Here is a 17,536-nt window from a genome sequence, read left to right on the forward strand (position 1 = left end):
GCCGGGCCGTCTCAGAAGCGTGAACTCAGAAAAGAACCTCATGCACGTCCGCCGGCACAAGCGAAGGAGACGGGCCCGCAAGCCGCTCGGGGCAGTCATCACCGTGGCGGCCATCGTCCTTGCGGGACTCGGCGTCGCGGCGGCGGCCGGCGTCGGCTCGAGCAGCGGCGGGTCGGCCGCCGTGAAGGCCGGAACCTACCGCCTCACGGTCGCCAGAAGCGGTCTGTGTATGGACCTCGTCGGGGGCGGTACGTCGGCCGGCACCCAGATACAGCAGTGGGGCTGCAGCAACGGGCAGACCAACCAGCAGTGGACCCTGGTCAAGCGGGGATCGGGCAGGTTCACCATCAAGTCGGTCGCGAGCGGACTGTGCCTCGATGCCCCCAACGGCTCCGCCAGCAGCGGAGCCCGGCTTCGGCAGTGGAACTGCAAGAGTGCCAGGGCGGACCAGCAGTGGACGTTGAAGCCGGCCCAGAACGGTACGTACCAGATCGTGAACGCCGGCACCGGCCTGTGCGCCAGTGACACCAGGGCCAGCACCGCACCCGGCTCCCCCATCATTCAGGAAAGCTGCACGAGCAGCAGCAACAAGCGCTGGACCCTGACCTCGGTGTCGGGCAGCAGCGGTGCTCCGACCCATGCCGCCGGCAAGACGATCACGGTCGCAGCGGACGGATCCGGCGACGTCAAGACCGTCCAGGCGGCTGTCGACAAGGTCCCGGCGAACAACACGAAGCCGGTGACCATTGCCGTCAAGAAGGGTACGTACCGGGGCGTCTTCAGCATCCCGGCCGACAAACCCTACGTGACGTTGAAGGGCCTGGGGGCGACCTCTTCGGACGTCGTCCTCGTCCAGCGGCACGGGGCCGGCACGAAGAAGCCGGACGGGACGACGTACGGAACCTTCGGCAGCGCGACCGCGTTCGTCGACGGGCACGACTTCTCGGCGTCGAACCTGACCATCTCCAACGACTACGACTTCGCGGCCAACCCGGGGCAGGCGGTGGCGCTGAGCCTGTCTGCCGACCGCGCGGTGCTCACGAACGTGCGGATCCTCGGCCATCAGGACACCTTGCTCGTCAACGACTCCGCGCGGGCTTATTTCCGGAAGTCGTATGTGCAAGGCACCGTCGACTTCATCTTCGGCGGCGGCATCGGGGTCTTCGACCGGTCAGAGATCCACCAGCTGGGCGGCGGGGTCATCACCGCAGCCAGCACACCGGCGACGCGCCCCTACGGCTTCCTCTTCTACAAGTCGAAGATCACCGGGTCCGGACCGGTGGGAGCCGCGAGCCTGGGACGTCCCTGGCGGCAGAACGCCCAGGTGCTCTACCGCGAGTCCGTCATCGGGTCGTTCGTCAACGCCAGCCAGCCCTGGACCGACATGTCCGACGCCACCTGGAAGGGTGCCCGGTTCACCGAGTACAGGAACACCGGGGCCGGCGCGACGGTCAATTCCGACCGGCCGCAGCTGAGCGCTTCCCAGGCTGCCAACTACACCCCGGTGAAGTACCTGGCCGGCAAGGACGGATGGAACCCGACCACGGCGACCAGCACGTCGACGACGCCGACGTCCGGCAAGGTCTGCAAGCCCACCGGCTACGGTGCGAAGGCCGACGGCAGGACGAAGGACACCGCCGCCCTGCAGAAGGCGATCAACGCCTGCGCCGGCAAGGGCACCGTCGAGCTGACCACCGGCAAGTACCTCTCGGGCGCCCTGAAGCTGGCCTCGGGCACGACGTTCCGGATCGATTCGGGCGCCACCCTGCTCGCCTCGCAGAACAAGTCGGACTACCCCGGGTCGGGTTCGGTCCTGGCTCCGCTCCTCCAGGCATCCGGGGTGAAGAACCTCACGATCACCGGCGGGGGCACGATCGAGGGCCAGGGGGCCTCGTGGTGGGCCAGGAACGCGGCTGAGCGGGCCGCGGGGCAGGCCCAGTCGTCCCGCCCCGGCCTGGTCTTCGTCAACGACGCCTCGAAGGTGAAGATCACCGGGATCGCTCTGCGGAACGCCCCCAACGTGAACATCACCTTCAGCAAGGTGACCGCCTCCGCCATCGACAAGATCAGGATCTACGCGCCGTCGGACGCTCCCAACACGGACGGCATCGACGTCTGGTCGTCCTCGGGAATCGCGGTCACCCGCAGCACCATCGACACAGGGGACGACAACATCGCCATCGACTCCTCGTCAGAGGGCGGGCCCTCCCACGGCATCTCGCTGAGCAACTGCACGATCCTGCACGGCCACGGCCTGTCCATCGGAAGCTTCACAGCCGGCGGCATCTACGACATCAACATCCACGACAACACCCTCAAGGGCACCACCGCCGGAGTCCGCATCAAGTCCGCGCGGGGCCGTGCCGGCGAGGTCCACGACGTCACGTACAAGAACCTGACGATGACCGACGTGGTGACCCCGATCCAGATCACGGGCTACTACCCGTCCATTCCTGCGGACGGCGATGCCGCGCACACGGTCGACCGCAACACGCCGGACTTCCACGACATCACCATCGCCAACATCACCGCGACCGGCGCCAACGAGGCCGGTCAGATCATCGGAGTGCCGGAGAAGCCGATCACCGGGGTGACCCTGACATCTGTGCGCATCAGTGCGAAGACGGGGCTGATCGCGCGGAACGCCGAGGTGTCAAGAAAATCCACCACGATCACCGCGGCTTCCGGCTCGGCCTTCGTCGTGCAGAGCCGCAGCAGCCTCAAGTAGCAGCCCAGCCGACGCTCCTCGTCGGCAGGAGGACCTGGTCCTCCTGCCGACGAGGCCCCTCACCGCACGGCGATCTCGATACCGCCGGGCTCGCAGCCGGTCGCGGACGCGGTCACCGTGATCCGCCCTCTCCCTGTAGGTCTGACCACGGCCAGCAGCGATCCCTGATACGTGGACCGCGTGTTCCCGGCAAGCGGCTCGTCCGGGGCGGGATCGCCGGAAGCCACACCCTGCAGGACGCCGGTACCCGTGACTTCGACGCGTACCTGAAGGTCCTGGGTGGTGTCGAGGTTGCCGTCACGGTCCACGAGCGTGACGCGCACGAAGGCGAGAGCGCTGTCGTCGTCGGTAAGTATCCGGGCATCGCTGTTCGCTCGCAGGCGCAGGGGACCTGTGGCGGTGGTCAGGCTGGCCCGCCCTCTCTCGGCGCTGGCGCTGCGGGCGACGGCCGTCACCGTGCCCGGCTCGTAGACGGTGTCGAAAGAGGCGACGAACGGCTGTCCCTGTCCGACGGCAGCTGTGCCGACGACCGTTCCGTTGACCAGCAGGTCGACCTCGTCCGCGTCCGAGTAGACGTCGACTCGAACCGGTTTCCCCTCGTCACCGGCCCAGCTCCAGCTGTCGAGGACGTCGGCCCAGCCCCAGATGCTCGGCGCTGCCTTCTCCTCGAACCGCGCGGGCCGGTGCACGGCGATGAACGGTTCACCGCGCAGGCCGAAGACGGTCTCACGGTAGTAGGACGCGGGCATCCGGCTTCCGGTCAGGTCAAGGTCCCCGGCTGCTGCCGTCAAAGAGGGGAAGGAGCCGGTGACACCGGCCGTGGCATCGCCCTCGGCCGGGTTGAACCGGCCGATGCCCGCTTCGCCGAGGTAGTCCCAGCCGGTCCAGCAGAAGTCGCCGATGACGTGCGGAAGCCGGCTGACCAGTGCCCAGTTGCCGGCGATGTCTGAGCGGCTCGTCTCACTTCCCACGATGATCCGGTGGGGGAAGCGCCCAGGATCGAGCGTGTACCGGGATTCGCCGTAGTTGTAGCCCGCGATGTCGACCTGGCCGAGAGCCTCCTCGGTGCGGTCGCTGACGAGGTCGGAGGCGTTGACGGCGGCGGCGAAGTCGACCATCGACGCCAGCATGTCGTTGACTCCGTGGCCGTCGTCGACGTCGTTGCCCCCATCCGCGGCACCAAGCGCGGATATCTGATCGGCGACGGAGACCAGGCCGTTGACGCAGTTGACGGTGTACCGGTGAGGGTCGAGTCTACGGACGGTGTCGGCGAGGCGGCGGCCCCAGGAGGCGTCGAGGTCGCTCCCGGTCTCGGGGATCTCGTTGCCGATGGAGTACATGATGACGCTGGGGTGGTTGTAGTCCTTGCGGATCATCGCCTCAAGGTCCGCCTCCCACCAGGAGGTGAAGTCCAGGGCGTAGTCGAGGCGTGCCTTGGTGCGTGTCCAGACGTCGAACGCCTCGTCCATGACCAGGATGCCCAGGCGGTCGCAGGCTTCGAGCATGGCCTTGCTCATCGGGGTGTGGGCGCTGCGCAGTGCGTTGAATCCGGCCGCCTTGAGCAGTTCGACGCGTCGCTCGTCGGCACGGCCGATGGTGGCGACGCCGATGGGTCCGTTGTCGTGGTGGACGCAGGCGCCGCGCAGCTTGACCGGCACACCGTTGATCCGCAGTCCGCGCTTCGTGTCGAGCTGGAGGCGGCGGATCCCGAACCTGGTCTCGCCGCGGTCCAGTTCGTCCCCGCCGCAGCCGAGTGTGACGCGGGCGGTGTAGCGGTAGGGATCGTCGGGCCCCCAGCGGCGCACCTGTTCGAGGACCAGCCGCCGGCGCACGGCGACCGAGGTGCCGGGGAACACGGTCACGGGAGCCGAGTCGGTCATGACGATCTGGCCGGCGTCGTCGAGAACCTCCGTGACCACGGTGACGGTGCGGGAGACCGGCGATTCGTTGTGGACCACGTCCGACACCTCGACCGTGGCGTTGTCGTCGTCGATGTCGAGCGTGGTGACCCGCAACGTCTCGGCACCGAGGTGAACCAGGCCCCCGAGGTAGAGGTGCACAGGCCGGTAGATGCCCAGCCCCGCGTACCAGCGCGTGTCCTCCTGCGTGGTGCACTCCACCCGTACGGTGTTCCTCGTGCCATAGCGCAGGTAGGGATCGAGCTGCACCACGAAGCCCGAGTAGCCGGATGGCCGGTGCGCGGCGAGAGCCCCGTTGACGAAGACGCGCGCGTCGCGGTACACGCCCTCGAACGAGAGGAACGCGCGCCGGCCGGACCAGTCATCGGGAACCTCGATCTCCTTGAGGTACTCCACGTCACCACCCGGGAAGAAGCCGTTCATCGCCCCAGAGGCCGCGTCGGCGGCGCGCTCGCGGCCGATCATCGCGTCGTGGGGCAGAGTGACCGGCTCATAGGGAACGGCGCCCGCGAGTTCGAAGAACGGGTTGGTCTTCGGGCGGACACCCCACCCGCGGTTGAACGGATCGGCAAGCACGCTCACACCCCGCTCTCGGAGCCCGGAGTGCCAGCACCCCGCGCGGCGTCGTCCTGCGAGGCCACCTGTCGGCGGACCTCGTCGATCGTGCCGAGGACGGTGACGGCCTCGTCGAGCGGGTGGAGGGGGGACTCGGTGCGGCCCTCCGCCACATAGGACGCCAGCGCGTTCGCCTGGTCACTCAGTCCCTCGTGCATCGTCTTGAACCGGTCGTCCGTCCAGGACGCGGTGTCCTCACTCCCGATGGATCCGAGAGTGAGGACGACGCCCGACGGGCCGAAGAAGGGGGTCGGTATGTCGATGCGTCCGGCCGAGCCGACGATGCTCGCGCGGACCGGCAGCGCGGAGACCATCGACGTCGCAACGACCGCGTTCGCGCCGCCCGCCGCGGTCAGCTGGACGACGGCACGTGCGTCCACCCCCGTGGTGGTCATCGCGCCGGAGGCGGTGATCCGGGACGGGGCGCCAAGGACCGAAGAGGCGAACGACAGGGGGTAGACCCCGGCGTCCAGGAGAGCGCCTCCGCCGACCGCCGGGTCCCACATGCGGCCTGCCGGATCAAAGGCGGCCACGAAGCCGAAGTCCGCCATGACCAGGTCGACGTCGCCGAGCGCGCCGTCCGCGAGCAGTTGACGGATGATGTCGGACTGCGGCAGGTAGCGCGTCCACATCGCCTCCATGACGAACACGCCGGCCGCGCGGGCTGCCGACGCGATCTCCCGGCCCTCCTCGGCGGAGAGCGCAAGGGGTTTCTCGACCAGGACGTGCTTGCCGGCGGCGATCGCGAGGAGCGCCATCTCGCGGTGCGAGGAATGCGGCGTGCCGACATAGACCACGTCGATCGCGGGGTCGGCCACCAGTGCCTGCGGGGATTCGTGGGCCCGGTCGATGCCGAGTTCCGCGGCGAACGCCGCCGCCCGTCCGGCGTTGCGGCCGGCGACGGCCCGGATGCGCTGACGGGTGTGGGCGTGCAGGGCCTCGGTGAACAGCCGGACGATCCATCCGTTGCCGATCGCACCCCAGTTCAGGGCCGGTACGGAGGCCGGGTCGATGATGCGTGCGGGGGGAAGTACGGGTGCCATGGTGACGTGCCTTTCACAAGGTGGGCTGGGTGACGGCGGCCGGGCAGGCAGCCGTCGTGGAGTGCCGCGTTCGGCCCGCCCGGTCAGGTGGGGGTGACCTCCACCTCCGGCAGGTAGGCGCGACGGCCCGACAGGTTCTCGGGCACGCCTGTGACGTCGACGCGGCCCTCGGCCCGGATGTCGGCCGAACTGGCGCCCACCATCACCGAGACAGGACCGGGTTCCAGGAGGAACTGCCCCGACAGCCCGGTGTAACCGAGCTGTCGCGTGCTGATGGTGACGGAGACGTCCGCGCTCTTTCCCGGATCCAGGTCGACGCGGGCGAACCCGGCCAGCTGGCGGCCGGGGCGGGTGACACCGGTGGCCACATCGCCGAGGTAGACCTGCACCACCTCGGTGCCCGCCCGGGAGCCGTTGTTGGTGACCTTCACTCGCACGGTGAACGCTTCCGCGATGTCCACGCGCTCGGGCTCCGTGCGCAGCGCCTCGTAGTCGAACGCGGTGTAGGTCAGCCCGTGGCCGAAGGGGTACAGGGGGGTCGCGGGCAGGTCGATGTAGCCCGCGTAGCCCTCCGCGTCGGCGCGGGCGTAGCCCGAACCGTTCTTCTGGCTGTAGTGGATGGGGACCTGCCCCGTCGAGCGCGGGATCGTGAACGGAAGACGGCCCTGGGGGGATTCGTGTCCGGCGAGTACGTCCGCGAGGGCACGCGCACCGTGCGGGCCGGGGTAGTAGGCCGTCAGGACGGCGCCGAAGAGGGGATCGAGGTCGGCGAGAGCATAGGGCCGTCCCATCCAGACAACCGCGGCCAACGGCTTTCCGGTGGCGGCGACCGCGCGGACGAGGTCGGCCTGGCACGCGGGGAGTTCGACGCGGGAGGAGTCCGTTCCCTCTCCCTCGGTGAGATCCCATCCGGCGCCGCCGCAGCGTCCTCCGATGGCCAGGACGACGAGATCGGCGTCCTGTGCCAGGCGTACGGCCTCGGCGAGCCCCTCGGGCGTTCCGGAGAGGATCCCGCAGCCGTCCGCCGAGGTGATGGCGCTGCCGGGCAGTGCCTGGCTGAGTGCCTCGCTGAGGGACACGGTTCCGTACTCGCGCCGCACCATGTCTTCCAGGTCGGTCGCGGCGAGCCGCTGCATGATGCGGATCATGGGTGAGTCGAGGTCGACGACCACGTCGCCGCCCTCGACGCCGACCATGCGGTTCTCACCGGTGGCCATGCCCTGCAGGGTGGCGACGGTCGCCGGATACGTGTAGTTCGCGAAACTCCCCAGAGCGGACCTCGCGTGCGGGCCTATGACCGCGATCCGGCGAAGGCCGTCGGCAAGGGGGAGGACACCGTCGTTCTTGAGCAGGGTCACCGATTCCCGGGCGAGCCGCAGTGAGAGGTCGCCACCCTCGCGGGCGACGCCCTGCAGGACGACGGGATCCTCGCCGACGTACGGATCGTCGAACAGCCCGAGGTCGTACTTCTGGATCAGCACACGCAGGACGGCCTCGTCCAGCAGCGCGCGCTCCACGAGGCCTGTCTCGACGGCGTCGGCCAGCACACGGCCGTAACCGAGGGTGCTGGGCAGTTCCACGTCGAGCCCTGCCCGCAGGGCGAGTGTCCCCGCTTCGCGATGGTCCCGGGCGACCTTCTTCGCGCGGACGAGTTGGTCGAGGCTCGCATAGTCGGCGACGACAACGCCCTCGAAGCCGATCCGGTCGCGCAGCAGGCCGCGTAGCAGTGCCGGGTTCGCTGCGGCGGGAACGCCGTCCACCTCGGCGTAGGAGTTCATGACGCAGGCCAGCCCCGCCTCCTTGACCATGGCTTCGAAGGGGGTGGCGTACACGTCGTAGAGTTCACGCGGGTTGATCACCGATGCGGAGATGTTCAGCCCGGCCTCGGAGGCCGCGTAGCCGAGGAAGTGCTTGGCGGTTGCCAGCACCCCTTCGCTCAGATCGGTGCCCTGGATGCCCCGGACGAAGTGCACGCCCATGGCGGAGGTGAGCAGGACGTCCTCGCCGTAGGTCTCGTGCGTGCGTCCCCAGCGGGCGTCCCGGGCGATGTCGACGACGGGTGAGAGGGCCTGTGTCTGGCCCACGGCGCGCATCTGCCGTCGGATGGTGGCGGCCATCTGCTGCACTCCGGGCGGGTCCCAGGTGGCGGCGAGAGCGATGGCTGTGGGGAACGAGGTGAAGCCCGCGGCCGCGACGCCGTTGAGTGCCTCGTTGTGGAGGATGGCGGGAATGCCCAGGCGGGTTCGCTCTCTCAGGAACCGCTGAACGGTGTTGGCGAACCGTGCCAGGCCCGCCGGGCTGTCGGCCGCGACCTGCAACAGGGAGATGTGGCCGATGCCTTCGGTGAGTTCACGGGTGCGGCCCGCCTCGTCGAGGACGGTCCCGGCCAGCGCGGAGGACAGCTGCTGGGCCTTCTCCAACGTGGTCATGCGTTCCATCAGGGCTTCGGCGCGCTCGCGCGAAGACTTCACGGTCCTGGTCACGGACGGGTTCCGTTCTCCTGGCGGTCGCGCCGGTGGCGGTCGAGGAACCGGCGCAGTTCGCGGCCGATCTCTGCGTCTTCGGGGGCTCCTCCGAACCCTCCGTGGGGCATCGCCTCGAAGACGTGGAGTTCGGCCTCGACACCGGCGGCCCGCAGTTTGCGGTGCATGCGGACGGTGTTGGACAGGAACAGGTCGCGGGTGCCCGTCTGGAGGAAGGTGGGAGGGAAGCCGGAGAGGTCGCCGAACAGCGGGGACAGGTAGGGGTGCGTCAGGTCGTGGCCGCCCGCGTAGAGGAGGTTGACCTCGCGCAGGCTGCTGAGCCTCGGGTCGATGCCCTTGAGGGTCTCGAAGGAGTCCCCGGATTCGGTGAGATCGGCTTCGGGGGTCAGCAGTGCCAGCGCGGCCGGCATCGGGAGCCCCTCGTCCCTGGCCCGGAGGAGAAGGGCGGCGGCGAGGTTGCCGCCTGCCGACCCGCCGCCGACGAAGATGTCCTGCGGAGCGCGGACTTCGAGCAGGGCCCGGTACACGGCGAGGCAGTCGTCCAGGGCGGCCGGGTAGGGATGCAGGGGCGGCACCCGGTAGTCGACGGCCCACGTGATCATGCCGGTGGTGACCGCGTCAGGGGTGGTCATGAGCCGGCAGGCCTCTCCGGTGCCGACGATGAGCGCGCCTCCGTGGATGTCCAGGTAGACGGGGGTCTGCTCGTCGTCGGCGACGCCTTCGGCCCGCAGGACGTAGGCGGGTACGTCTGCGATCTTGGTGTGCTGGGTGTGCACGGGGAGCGCCATGGCCGACATCGCCTGGATGAGCGTGCCGTTGGAGTCCCGGATGTGGTCCAGCCAGCCTTGTGTGTCGCCGAGCGGGGGGTAGACCGGCGGCGGAAGGTGCATCGCAAGGGAGGTGCGGGCCTCCTCGCTGATGCTCCGGGGCGGCGGAGGCGGGACAGCGGGACGATTCGTCATCTCTGCATTCCTTCGGTTCGCGCTTCTGTACGACGGTGCGGGGCGGACCGCAGCCGGATGGTCTGGCCCGCCGGCGAGAGCAGCGGATCGCCCGGCGACGCCTCGGCCCGTTTCCCGGCGCCCATGACCGCCTCCACATGCCAGCACTCCCACTATCCGTCATCTGTCGGAGATCCGACAGATGACGGATAAGATACACTCACGTTATGCCCGTGCAACCTTCCGACCCCCGCATCCGCAGATCACGTACTGCCTTGGAGGCAGCGCTGCGCGAGCTCGTCGTTGATCACGAACTGAGCCAGATCTCGGTCTCGGACCTCACCAAGCACGCGGGTGTCAACCGGTCGACGTTCTACGAGCACTACACGGACGTGCACGACCTGGCGGCCGCCGCCTGCACCGCCGTCTTCGACCAGCTCGTGACCGCGGTCCAGTCCGCAGGCCCGTCCACGCTTTCCGACGGCGCGGCCGAGCAGAGCCCTCTGGGCAAGGTGTTCACCCATGTGGCGGAGAACAGTGCGTTGTACCGGGCGCTGCTGGGTGACGACGGCAGTGCTCGCGTCATCAACCACCTGCTGCGACGCATGATCGTCGCCAATCGCGTCAGCCGTGTCGCCGCCGGGATGACGGCTTGCGCCGATGACGAGGCGGACCGTGTTCCCCACGACCCGGCAGCCGCCTTCCTGGCCGGGGCCACCCTCGGTGTCATCGCGGACTGGCTGCATCACGGCTGTCCCGGCACCCCGGAGGAGATGGGGACCGTCCTGGAGAAGCTCCTCACCACGAGTTCGGTCGCCTACGACAGCCTCGGCGCCCGGGAATCCCCGGGCGTTCCGCTGATCTGAACGGTTCGCGCCACCCGAGCCGGGATTTTCTCTCACTGGTGACCACTGCACCCGCCGCGCCGCGAGCAGTGCGCCCCGGACAGTCTCCGGGGCGGGGCCGCCTGCGCCCGTTTCCGCTGACTGCACCGGCAGGACGTCCGCCGGTGGACCGGAGACGGAAAATACAGAGCCCTGAGCGGTGTTGACACCAGGACATGCCGGTCAGTCCTCACAGGCCCGCAGCCGGACGGCGATATACGAGCTGCCGGGCAACGGGAGCGTGAAGTCTCCCTCGTACGTGCCGGGCAGTTCGGTGACCGTCATGTTCCAGGTGTCGATGACGTCGGCCCGGTAGCGGACGCCCGGCCGGAGCGAGAAGGGCCGGCGGCGAGGCTGGTTCGATCCGAAGTAGGCAAGCGCGTACCGTCCTTCGACGCCGCCGACCGGGAAGTCGGAGGACGAGGACAGTGGTGCGATACCGGGTGCGTCGCCGGGAAGCTCCTCCAGGATCCTGCGCATGAACTCCATACGGGCCGAGCTCTCGCCCTTGAGGACACCGCCGTGCGACCACCACAGGACGTCGTCGCCGGACAGCCGGCACTCGCCGTGGGTGACGTATCCGCCCCGGACCACGCCCTCCCAGCAGCGGCGGATCATCTCCTGGGGTGCCAGGTTCCCCCATGCCCATTCGATGTCGCCCTCGTATCCCAGTTCGTCGACCACGACCGGCTTGCCCCACCGGGAACGCCAGGTCGCGGTCGCCTCGGTGGTCTGCTGGATACTGCAGTGGGTGACCCAGTCGGCATCGTTGTCCCAGAGCTCCACCCAGTTGTGCACGCCGATCAGATGGTCGTGGGGATCGTGGGCGCGGATCACGGCGGCCGAGCGGTGCCAGTGCCCGGTGTCCTTGGCCCACAGCAGGTCGTACTCGTTGGCCAGCGACCACCAGACGTTGGGCAGAGCGGCGAACCTGGACACCACGTAGCGCAGGTAGCGGTCGTCGGCAGCCGGGCCCATGTCGGAAAAGCCCCAGCGGTCATACGGGTGGAAGAGGATGACATCGGCCTCGATGCCGAGTTCTCCCAGTTGGACGATCCGTTCCTCGAAGTGCCGGAAGTAGGCGGGGTCGGGCCGGCTGAAGTCCCAGCCGGACTCGGGCGAGCCCTCGAAAGGGTAACGAGGCGGCTCGTCGGTGTTGTAGACGAACGACTTCGGGAAGACGCACATCCGGACCTTGTTGAAGGGGCTCCGTTCCAGGGACCGCAGGGTCTGCTCCTCCCGTTCATCGCCCTGGTGGGTCCACGCGTAGGCGGTGGTGCCCACGGGGAGGTGGCGGGTGCCGTCGGCGTGCTGGAAGTGGAACTGTGCGTGGACGCGTACCGGCCCGTGGTCGTGCGAGCCTGCCGGGCCGCACTGGAAAGTACCGGTGAGCGCCTCCAGGGACCGTGCGTTGCTCGTGGTCCGGAACGTCCAGGTGCCCTCCTCGTCGGGCATGAAGCGGATGCGGTAGATCCCCCCGCCGTCGTAGAAGCCGTGCGCGGTCAGCGCCCGGTCGCCGTGGCGGAACTCGGCCCGGAGCATGACGTCCGTGAACGGGTTGCCGTGCTCGGGCCCGTGCAGCTCCAGTTCGAACGTCCGCCACCGGGTGGCGCTCTCGTCCTGCACACAGCGGGCACTGCCGATCGGTACGTCCGCCGGCTCGTAGTCGGGGGCCGGGACGATGTCGATGTCGGCCGCGCGGACCTGCGGCACGGGCCCGGATGCCGTCTCGGGCACGGTCGCCAGTTCTGCGTAAAGAGCGGCCTGCGCCTCGGGATCGGTCCGCAGCCCCTCCATGAAGCCGATCGCCTGCTCCAGCCTTCCGTGCTTGAGCTGCACGAGCATCAACTCGTCGTCGAGACGGGGCAGGTACTTGCGTACCACGGCTTCGGCTGCCTCGTCGCGCAGGATCTCGCCGAGGACAGTTCCGGGTCCGTAGGGCATGACTGGCTCCTTGAAAACGTGGAGTAGTGGGGAGAACGACGCTCGAAACGGATAGGGGAAGCGAGCCTGCTCCGGCCGCTCCTGCCTGCCGGTCCGCCGAACGGCGTGCAGGACGGCCGCACTTTCGATCGAGCAGGGTGAACCCGTGCCCGTCGACGGTCCCTGAGAACCCGGCGGCCTCAGCCTGGCCCGGCGCGGAGCCCGCCTTCGCGCCTCCACTCCTTGGCCGGGACGAGCGGAACGGGGTCGGGTCGGTCCACGAGAGTCGTCAGCTCAATGCGCCTGCCCTCGGCCGAGGAACGTCGGACGGCTCGCAGCGTCTCCAGCACGTGAAGGGCGTGGACGCCGCTTGCACGGGGCCCGCCCCGGCCGCTCGCGGCGATGCAGTCGAGCAGACCGATTCCCCGGGCGCCGTCGACGTAGCCCGCTGACGGCTGGAGGGCCCGCCAGTCGGTGCCGCCGAGTTCGAAGTGGCGCACGGTGCCGTCGAAGAGGTTCGGGTCGGGGACGGCGAGCGTTCCGCTCTCGCCGTGCACCTCGATCGGGCTGGCTGTCGTGGCCACCCCGTCGAAGCTGGTTACGAGTGTGGACAGGGCGCCTCCGGTGTGTTCGAGGACCGCGGAGGTGTGGCTGTCCACCTGTACCGGGATCCTCTCCCCCGCGCGTGGGCCCGATCCGATGACGCGCTCGTCGCGTAGCCGGCTGGAGGCTCCGGTCACGGCGCGTACCGGGCCGAGCAGGTGGACCAGGGCCGAGACGTAGTACGGGCCCATGTCCAGCAGCGGGCCGCCGCCCTCGGTGTAGTAGAAGTCGGGGTGGGGATGCCAGCGCTCGTGTCCGGGAGTGACCATGACGGCCAGCGCGGCGAGGGGGCGTCCGACGACTCCCGCGTCGATCGCAGCGCGCGCCGTCTGGGTGCCGGTGCCCAGGACCGTGTCCGGCGCGCAGGCGACCGAGACGCCGGCCGCGGCGGCGGCCTCGATGACCTCCTTGCCGTCGCGGAAGGTCGTGGCCAGGGGCTTTTCGGTGTACACGTGCTTGCCGCCGGCGATCGCGCTCAGGGCGATCCCGGCGTGGGCCGCCGGGGTGGTGAGGTTGAGCACGGTCTGAACGTCGGAGTCACCCAGCAGTCGCTCGACGGTCATGGGCTGGGCGGCGGGGATCGTCTCGGCGGCCTTGGCGGCCCGGGTGGCGTCGAGGTCGGCGACCGCGGTGATCCGCACCGCGGGATGGCCTGCGAGCGTGTCCAGGTAGGCGCGCGATATCACGCCGAGCCCTACGATGCCGACGCGGTGCGGGTCGCCCACGACATGCCCCTTTCGATGACGGTGCGGACGCTGGGATGCTCCAGCACGTCCAGGCTGTGTCCCGGTGTGGTGACCACGATGCGTCCCTCGCCCCAGCTCCGGGTCCAGATCGCGGGAGAGGTCACCGGACGGTGCCACGGCTGCGACAGGCGCTGCGGGTGGGTCGTGGTGGCCAGGACGTCGATGAGGTCGTCGTGCAGCACCCAGTACTGCTCCGTACGCAGGGCGAAGTCGTCGATGCCGCGGGTGACCGGGTGGGTGCGTCCGAGGTCCGTGATGTCGATGGTGTGAAACGGGTGGCCGCCGCCTCCCTCGCCCCGGCTCGGGGACGGGTCCTCGCCGGGGTGGGCGGCGAACTGCCCTCCCACCAGGTGGAGGTAGTCGGATGACCCGCGGAAGGAGTCGGCGATGCCGCCGTGCCAGCCGGTGAAGCCGGTGCCGGAGGCGACGGCCCGGGAGAGACCCGTCACCTGTTCGGGAGAGATCTCCGACATGGTGATGCACTGCACGACCAGGTCCGTGGCGGACATCACCGCGGTGTCGGCGTAGACCTCGGTCGTCTCCTCGACCCGTACGTCGTATCCGCCGTGCTCGAGGAAGGGGATGAACAACTCCGTGGCCTGGACCGGCTGGTGGCCTTCCCAGCCGCCGCGGACCACGAGTGCCCTTTGCAACGCCACCGCTGTCCTCTCCGGCCGCGTCTGCCCGGTGGTTTCGGCACCAGGCAGACACATGCGATCACTTCTGACGGACCACGACGCGCACGCGTCCGAGGTTGGGCACCCTGGTGAAGGGGGTGTCCGGGTCGCCGTCGCGCTGGGCGGTGGCCCGCAGGGACGGCAGATAGGTGCCCGGCGTGCCGTAGGTGAACGTCGCGCGCACCTCCACGGTCTGCCTGCAGGGGCCGAAAGGCCGTGCGGTGAAGTCGCCGGTGCCGTCGAAGTCCCACTCGGTGGAAACGATTCGGCCCGTCCCCGGGGGAAGCTGGATCCGGGCCGTGAAGGTGACGGGCGTGCCAGCCGGGACCTCGATCCGGTCCCGGCCCTCGGCCGTCAGATCGACGACCGGCTGGATGCCGTGCCGTCTGGAGGCGCTCGTCGGTACCGCCATCTGGCTGTCGTGCACGGTGTACGGAGTCGACTGCGCGGGTGCCACACCCTTCTCGACCCACGCGCTCACGTCGCGCAGCGCCTGTTGCAGCATGCCGTTGTAGTCGACGAGGCGGGGTGCGCGGGTGCCTGTGGGGGGTTCTTCGAGGTGGTCGGCGTTGTCGTTCAGCCAGAGCCGGAAGGTGTCCTGGTAGCCCGCACCAAGTGCCTGCTTCACCTGCGTGCGGTACCAGTCGGCCTGCCAGGGGAAGGCATCGGTGTCGAGAAGGTTCGCGACCACGATGACCTTGCCGTTGATCTTCCCGGTGTGGGTGCCGCCCCCGCTCGTGGAGGCGGAGAGCATCGGACCGACCTGGAGGGCGCGCTGCGGGTACAGGGGCCGGCCGTCCGGGCCCCGGTACTGGTCCCAGGCGTAAAAGCCGGGCCGGGTGGGAACCTGGTGGCGGTGGTAGGCGCGGAAGGCGATGGACCAGCGGTTGTCCATGGCCAGCTTGCCGCCGGCGGCGAGCGCGTCCAGCGTGTCGGCGGCGTTGCCGCTGTCGAGGGTGACGGTGTGTGTGGCCGCGTCCAGGGCCCCCGACAGGGTCCCGATCTTCGTGCCGTCGGCCTGGTAGGCGGTGAGGTCGAGACCGGTCGTGTCAGGCTGGGACGGCACGGAGTCCAGGACGAGGCCCGTCGGCCTGTTCTGGGCGTCCCGGATGACCTGCCCGATGGTGGCGGTGTGGTCGATCCTGGCGGCGCGGATCAGGTCCCCGAGGCCGGACTGCTCGGTGCCGAGGTAGCCCGGCTTGCTCCAGAAGTCGTCCGCGTAGGTGGGATCGACGGTGCGCAGCAGGCTCACGAAGCCCAGGAGGCCGTCGGGAGCGCTCAGGCCGAGCACGTACGCGTAGTCCTCCCAGGCACGCAGCGGGACGCCGAGCAGCGTCGCCTCGCGGAGCATGTCCTGCTCGACCTGGTCGAGGCCGGTGTAGGGATCACCGCTGCCGCCGGGCCGGACCGCGTCGGCGATCCGGGGTGCCTTGTCGCGCAGGACGAGCCGGGCCAGCGCGCGGACGGTGAAGTTGTTCGGGATGGACGAGGGCACCCCGGGGACGAAGGGCACCGCGCCGTCCCACACGCCCTCGGTGTTCTCGATCGCACCGATCGTCTGGTAGGAACCGCCGCTGCCGCCGTAGATGTAGCCGTGGATCCGTCGTGAGGAGCTGTAGTACCGCGCCGCGTAGGTCCGGGAGAACTTGGCGGCGGCCGCCTCAACCCGGTAGCCGACACCCCCGTTCGTCTGCACGGTGTAGGCGCCGGCGGACGCGCCGAAGGCGATGGCGCCGTCGGTGGCGTTCTCGTCCTGCAGCGGGTACACCTTCTGGAAGAACCGCCCTTGCCACTGCTTCTTCGGGGGCAGGTAGAGCGTGAATTTCTTGCCGGTGCCTTCGAAGTGCCCCGAGACCCTGCGGTGCGGTACCGGAGAGGTCAGGTCCGTCTCGCTGTCGATCACCGCTTGGTTGTACACCGGGTCGTCGCAGTCGGGGGTGACCCATACCGGCCCGCCGGCGACAGGCGCGGTGCACTGCGGCCGGGACGCGGCGGAGGCGTTCGCAACCGTCGTCAACGACGGTCCGAGGACCACTGCGGTGCCGACCGCGGCGTTGCGTACGAACCACCGTCTGGACAGCGTCCCGGAAGGCGAGCTCTCCGGCGTCTCGTGGGCCTGCTCGTTTCTGGTCATGAGTTCCTCGTGAGGTCGGAGAGCTCCGCGGCGTTGGATTCCAGCCTCCGGGCGCGCCGCAGCCGTTGTTTCTTCGGGTCCGCGATGGGGGCCGCCATCTGAAGCTTGCGGGTGTAGGGGTGCTGGGGGTTCGTCGCGATGTCGTGCGCTTTGCCGATCTCGGCGATGCGGCCCTGGTGGAGGACGGCGATCCGGTCGCTGACCTCGTTGACGACGCCCAGGTCGTGGCTGATGAAGAGGTAGGCGACGCCGGTCTCGCGCTGGATGTCCTGGAGGAGGGTGAGCACGCGGGCCTGAGTCGTCACGTCGAGGGCGCTGGTGGGTTCGTCGCAGATGATGACCGCGGGGTCCAGGGCGAGGGCGCGTGCGATGGCGATGCGCTGGCGTTGCCCGCCGGAGAACTCACGCGGGTAACGGCCGCCGGAGTCGGCCGGCAGTCCGACGGCGTCCAGCAGCTCGCGCACCCGCGTCCGTCCCCCGTCGACGCCGGCGGCGAGCAGCGGTTCCACCAGGATGCTCTCGACCGTCATCGACGGGTTCAGCGAGGAGTAGGGGTCCTGGAAGACGACCTGGATGTCACGGGCGACCTTGCGGCGGCGGGAGCGCTGGATGTTGCTGATGGTCTCGCCCCGGAAGGTGATCGACCCACTGGTCACGGGAGCGAGCCCGAGGATCGCGCGGCCGATCGTCGTCTTGCCCGACCCGGACTCGCCGACGAGGCTCAGGGTCTCCGAGGCGTTGAGCTCGAAGGAGACGTCGTCGATCACCGTGGTCCCGGTGCTTCGTCGTCCGCCGTAGCGCACGACGAGGCCGTCGACCTTGAGTACCGGCTCTGGCACC

The 17,536-nt window shown here is 69.4% G+C and carries 11 protein-coding genes; 2 read left to right on the forward strand and 9 right to left on the reverse strand.

The genetic code is table 11. The annotated features are described in order from the left end of the window. Nucleotides 1-19: 19 nt before the first annotated feature. Nucleotides 20-2,728 carry a pectinesterase family protein gene (locus AB0D74_RS45820; protein ID WP_362600894.1) on the forward strand — a complete coding sequence of 903 codons (2,709 nt, stop codon included), beginning with the start codon at nucleotides 20-22 and terminating at the stop codon, nucleotides 2,726-2,728. Between the two features lie 59 nt (nucleotides 2,729-2,787). Here the strand turns inward: AB0D74_RS45820 and AB0D74_RS45825 are convergent, their stop codons facing one another. The 4 genes from AB0D74_RS45825 to AB0D74_RS45840 all read right to left on the reverse strand — a co-directional run bounded on the left by AB0D74_RS45825 (nucleotide 2,788) and on the right by AB0D74_RS45840 (nucleotide 9,750). Next, the gene (locus AB0D74_RS45825; protein WP_362600897.1) at nucleotides 2,788-5,223 is read right to left on the reverse strand and encodes a glycoside hydrolase family 2 TIM barrel-domain containing protein; all 2,436 of its coding nucleotides are present in this window, start codon (nucleotides 5,221-5,223) and stop codon (nucleotides 2,788-2,790) included. Nucleotides 5,224-5,225: 2 nt separating this feature from the next. Next, entirely contained in the window at nucleotides 5,226-6,305 is a 1,080-nt protein-coding gene (locus tag AB0D74_RS45830; protein ID WP_362600900.1) for a Gfo/Idh/MocA family oxidoreductase, read from the reverse strand. A gap of 83 nt (nucleotides 6,306-6,388) precedes the next feature. Then, on the reverse strand, nucleotides 6,389-8,788 hold the full coding sequence (locus tag AB0D74_RS45835) for a glycoside hydrolase family 3 N-terminal domain-containing protein (protein ID WP_362600903.1): 2,400 nt from the start codon (nucleotides 8,786-8,788) through the stop codon (nucleotides 6,389-6,391). After that, nucleotides 8,785-9,750 carry an alpha/beta hydrolase gene (locus AB0D74_RS45840; protein WP_362600905.1) on the reverse strand — a complete coding sequence of 322 codons (966 nt, stop codon included), beginning with the start codon at nucleotides 9,748-9,750 and terminating at the stop codon, nucleotides 8,785-8,787. Before AB0D74_RS45840 ends, AB0D74_RS45835 begins: the two co-directional genes overlap by 4 nt. A gap of 206 nt (nucleotides 9,751-9,956) precedes the next feature. Here AB0D74_RS45840 and AB0D74_RS45845 point away from each other — a divergent pair, with 206 nt between their 5' ends. Further along, a complete protein-coding gene (locus AB0D74_RS45845) occupies nucleotides 9,957-10,595 on the forward strand; it encodes a TetR/AcrR family transcriptional regulator C-terminal domain-containing protein (protein ID WP_362600907.1) in 639 nt (212 codons plus the stop codon). Between the two features lie 201 nt (nucleotides 10,596-10,796). Here AB0D74_RS45845 and AB0D74_RS45850 read toward each other — a convergent pair whose 3' ends face one another. The 5 genes from AB0D74_RS45850 to AB0D74_RS45870 all read right to left on the reverse strand — a co-directional run bounded on the left by AB0D74_RS45850 (nucleotide 10,797) and on the right by AB0D74_RS45870 (nucleotide 17,535). Continuing rightward, on the reverse strand, nucleotides 10,797-12,557 hold the full coding sequence (locus tag AB0D74_RS45850) for a DUF5060 domain-containing protein (protein WP_362600910.1): 1,761 nt from the start codon (nucleotides 12,555-12,557) through the stop codon (nucleotides 10,797-10,799). A gap of 179 nt (nucleotides 12,558-12,736) precedes the next feature. Continuing rightward, entirely contained in the window at nucleotides 12,737-13,864 is a 1,128-nt protein-coding gene (locus AB0D74_RS45855) for a Gfo/Idh/MocA family oxidoreductase (protein WP_362600913.1), read from the reverse strand. Then, on the reverse strand, nucleotides 13,834-14,544 hold the full coding sequence (locus AB0D74_RS45860; RefSeq protein ID WP_362600916.1) for a ThuA domain-containing protein: 711 nt from the start codon (nucleotides 14,542-14,544) through the stop codon (nucleotides 13,834-13,836). Before AB0D74_RS45860 ends, AB0D74_RS45855 begins: the two co-directional genes overlap by 31 nt. 58 nt (nucleotides 14,545-14,602) lie before the next feature. Further along, complete coding sequence (locus AB0D74_RS45865; RefSeq protein ID WP_362600919.1) at nucleotides 14,603-16,696, reverse strand: PKD domain-containing protein; 2,094 nt, start codon at nucleotides 16,694-16,696, stop codon at nucleotides 14,603-14,605. Further along, nucleotides 16,693-17,535, reverse strand: a complete 843-nt coding sequence (locus AB0D74_RS45870; RefSeq protein WP_362600922.1) for an ATP-binding cassette domain-containing protein — start codon at nucleotides 17,533-17,535, stop codon at nucleotides 16,693-16,695. The genes AB0D74_RS45865 and AB0D74_RS45870 overlap by 4 nt, the downstream gene beginning before the upstream one ends. Nucleotide 17,536: the final 1 nt, after the last annotated feature.

This window comes from Streptomyces sp. NPDC048278 (assembly GCF_040652195.1).
In the GTDB taxonomy this organism is placed as follows: Bacteria; Actinomycetota; Actinomycetes; order Streptomycetales; family Streptomycetaceae; genus Streptomyces.

Excerpts from the sequence above, each read along its gene's own strand:
- AB0D74_RS45830 (WP_362600900.1), bottom strand. The coding sequence starts at position 6,305 with ATGGCACCCGTACTTCCCCCCGCACGCATCATCGACCCGGCCTCCGTA.
- AB0D74_RS45840 (WP_362600905.1), bottom strand. The coding sequence starts at position 9,750 with ATGACGAATCGTCCCGCTGTCCCGCCTCCGCCGCCCCGGAGCATCAGC.
- AB0D74_RS45845 (WP_362600907.1), top strand. The coding sequence starts at position 9,957 with ATGCCCGTGCAACCTTCCGACCCCCGCATCCGCAGATCACGTACTGCC.
- AB0D74_RS45850 (WP_362600910.1), bottom strand. The coding sequence starts at position 12,557 with ATGCCCTACGGACCCGGAACTGTCCTCGGCGAGATCCTGCGCGACGAG.
- AB0D74_RS45865 (WP_362600919.1), bottom strand. The coding sequence starts at position 16,696 with ATGACCAGAAACGAGCAGGCCCACGAGACGCCGGAGAGCTCGCCTTCC.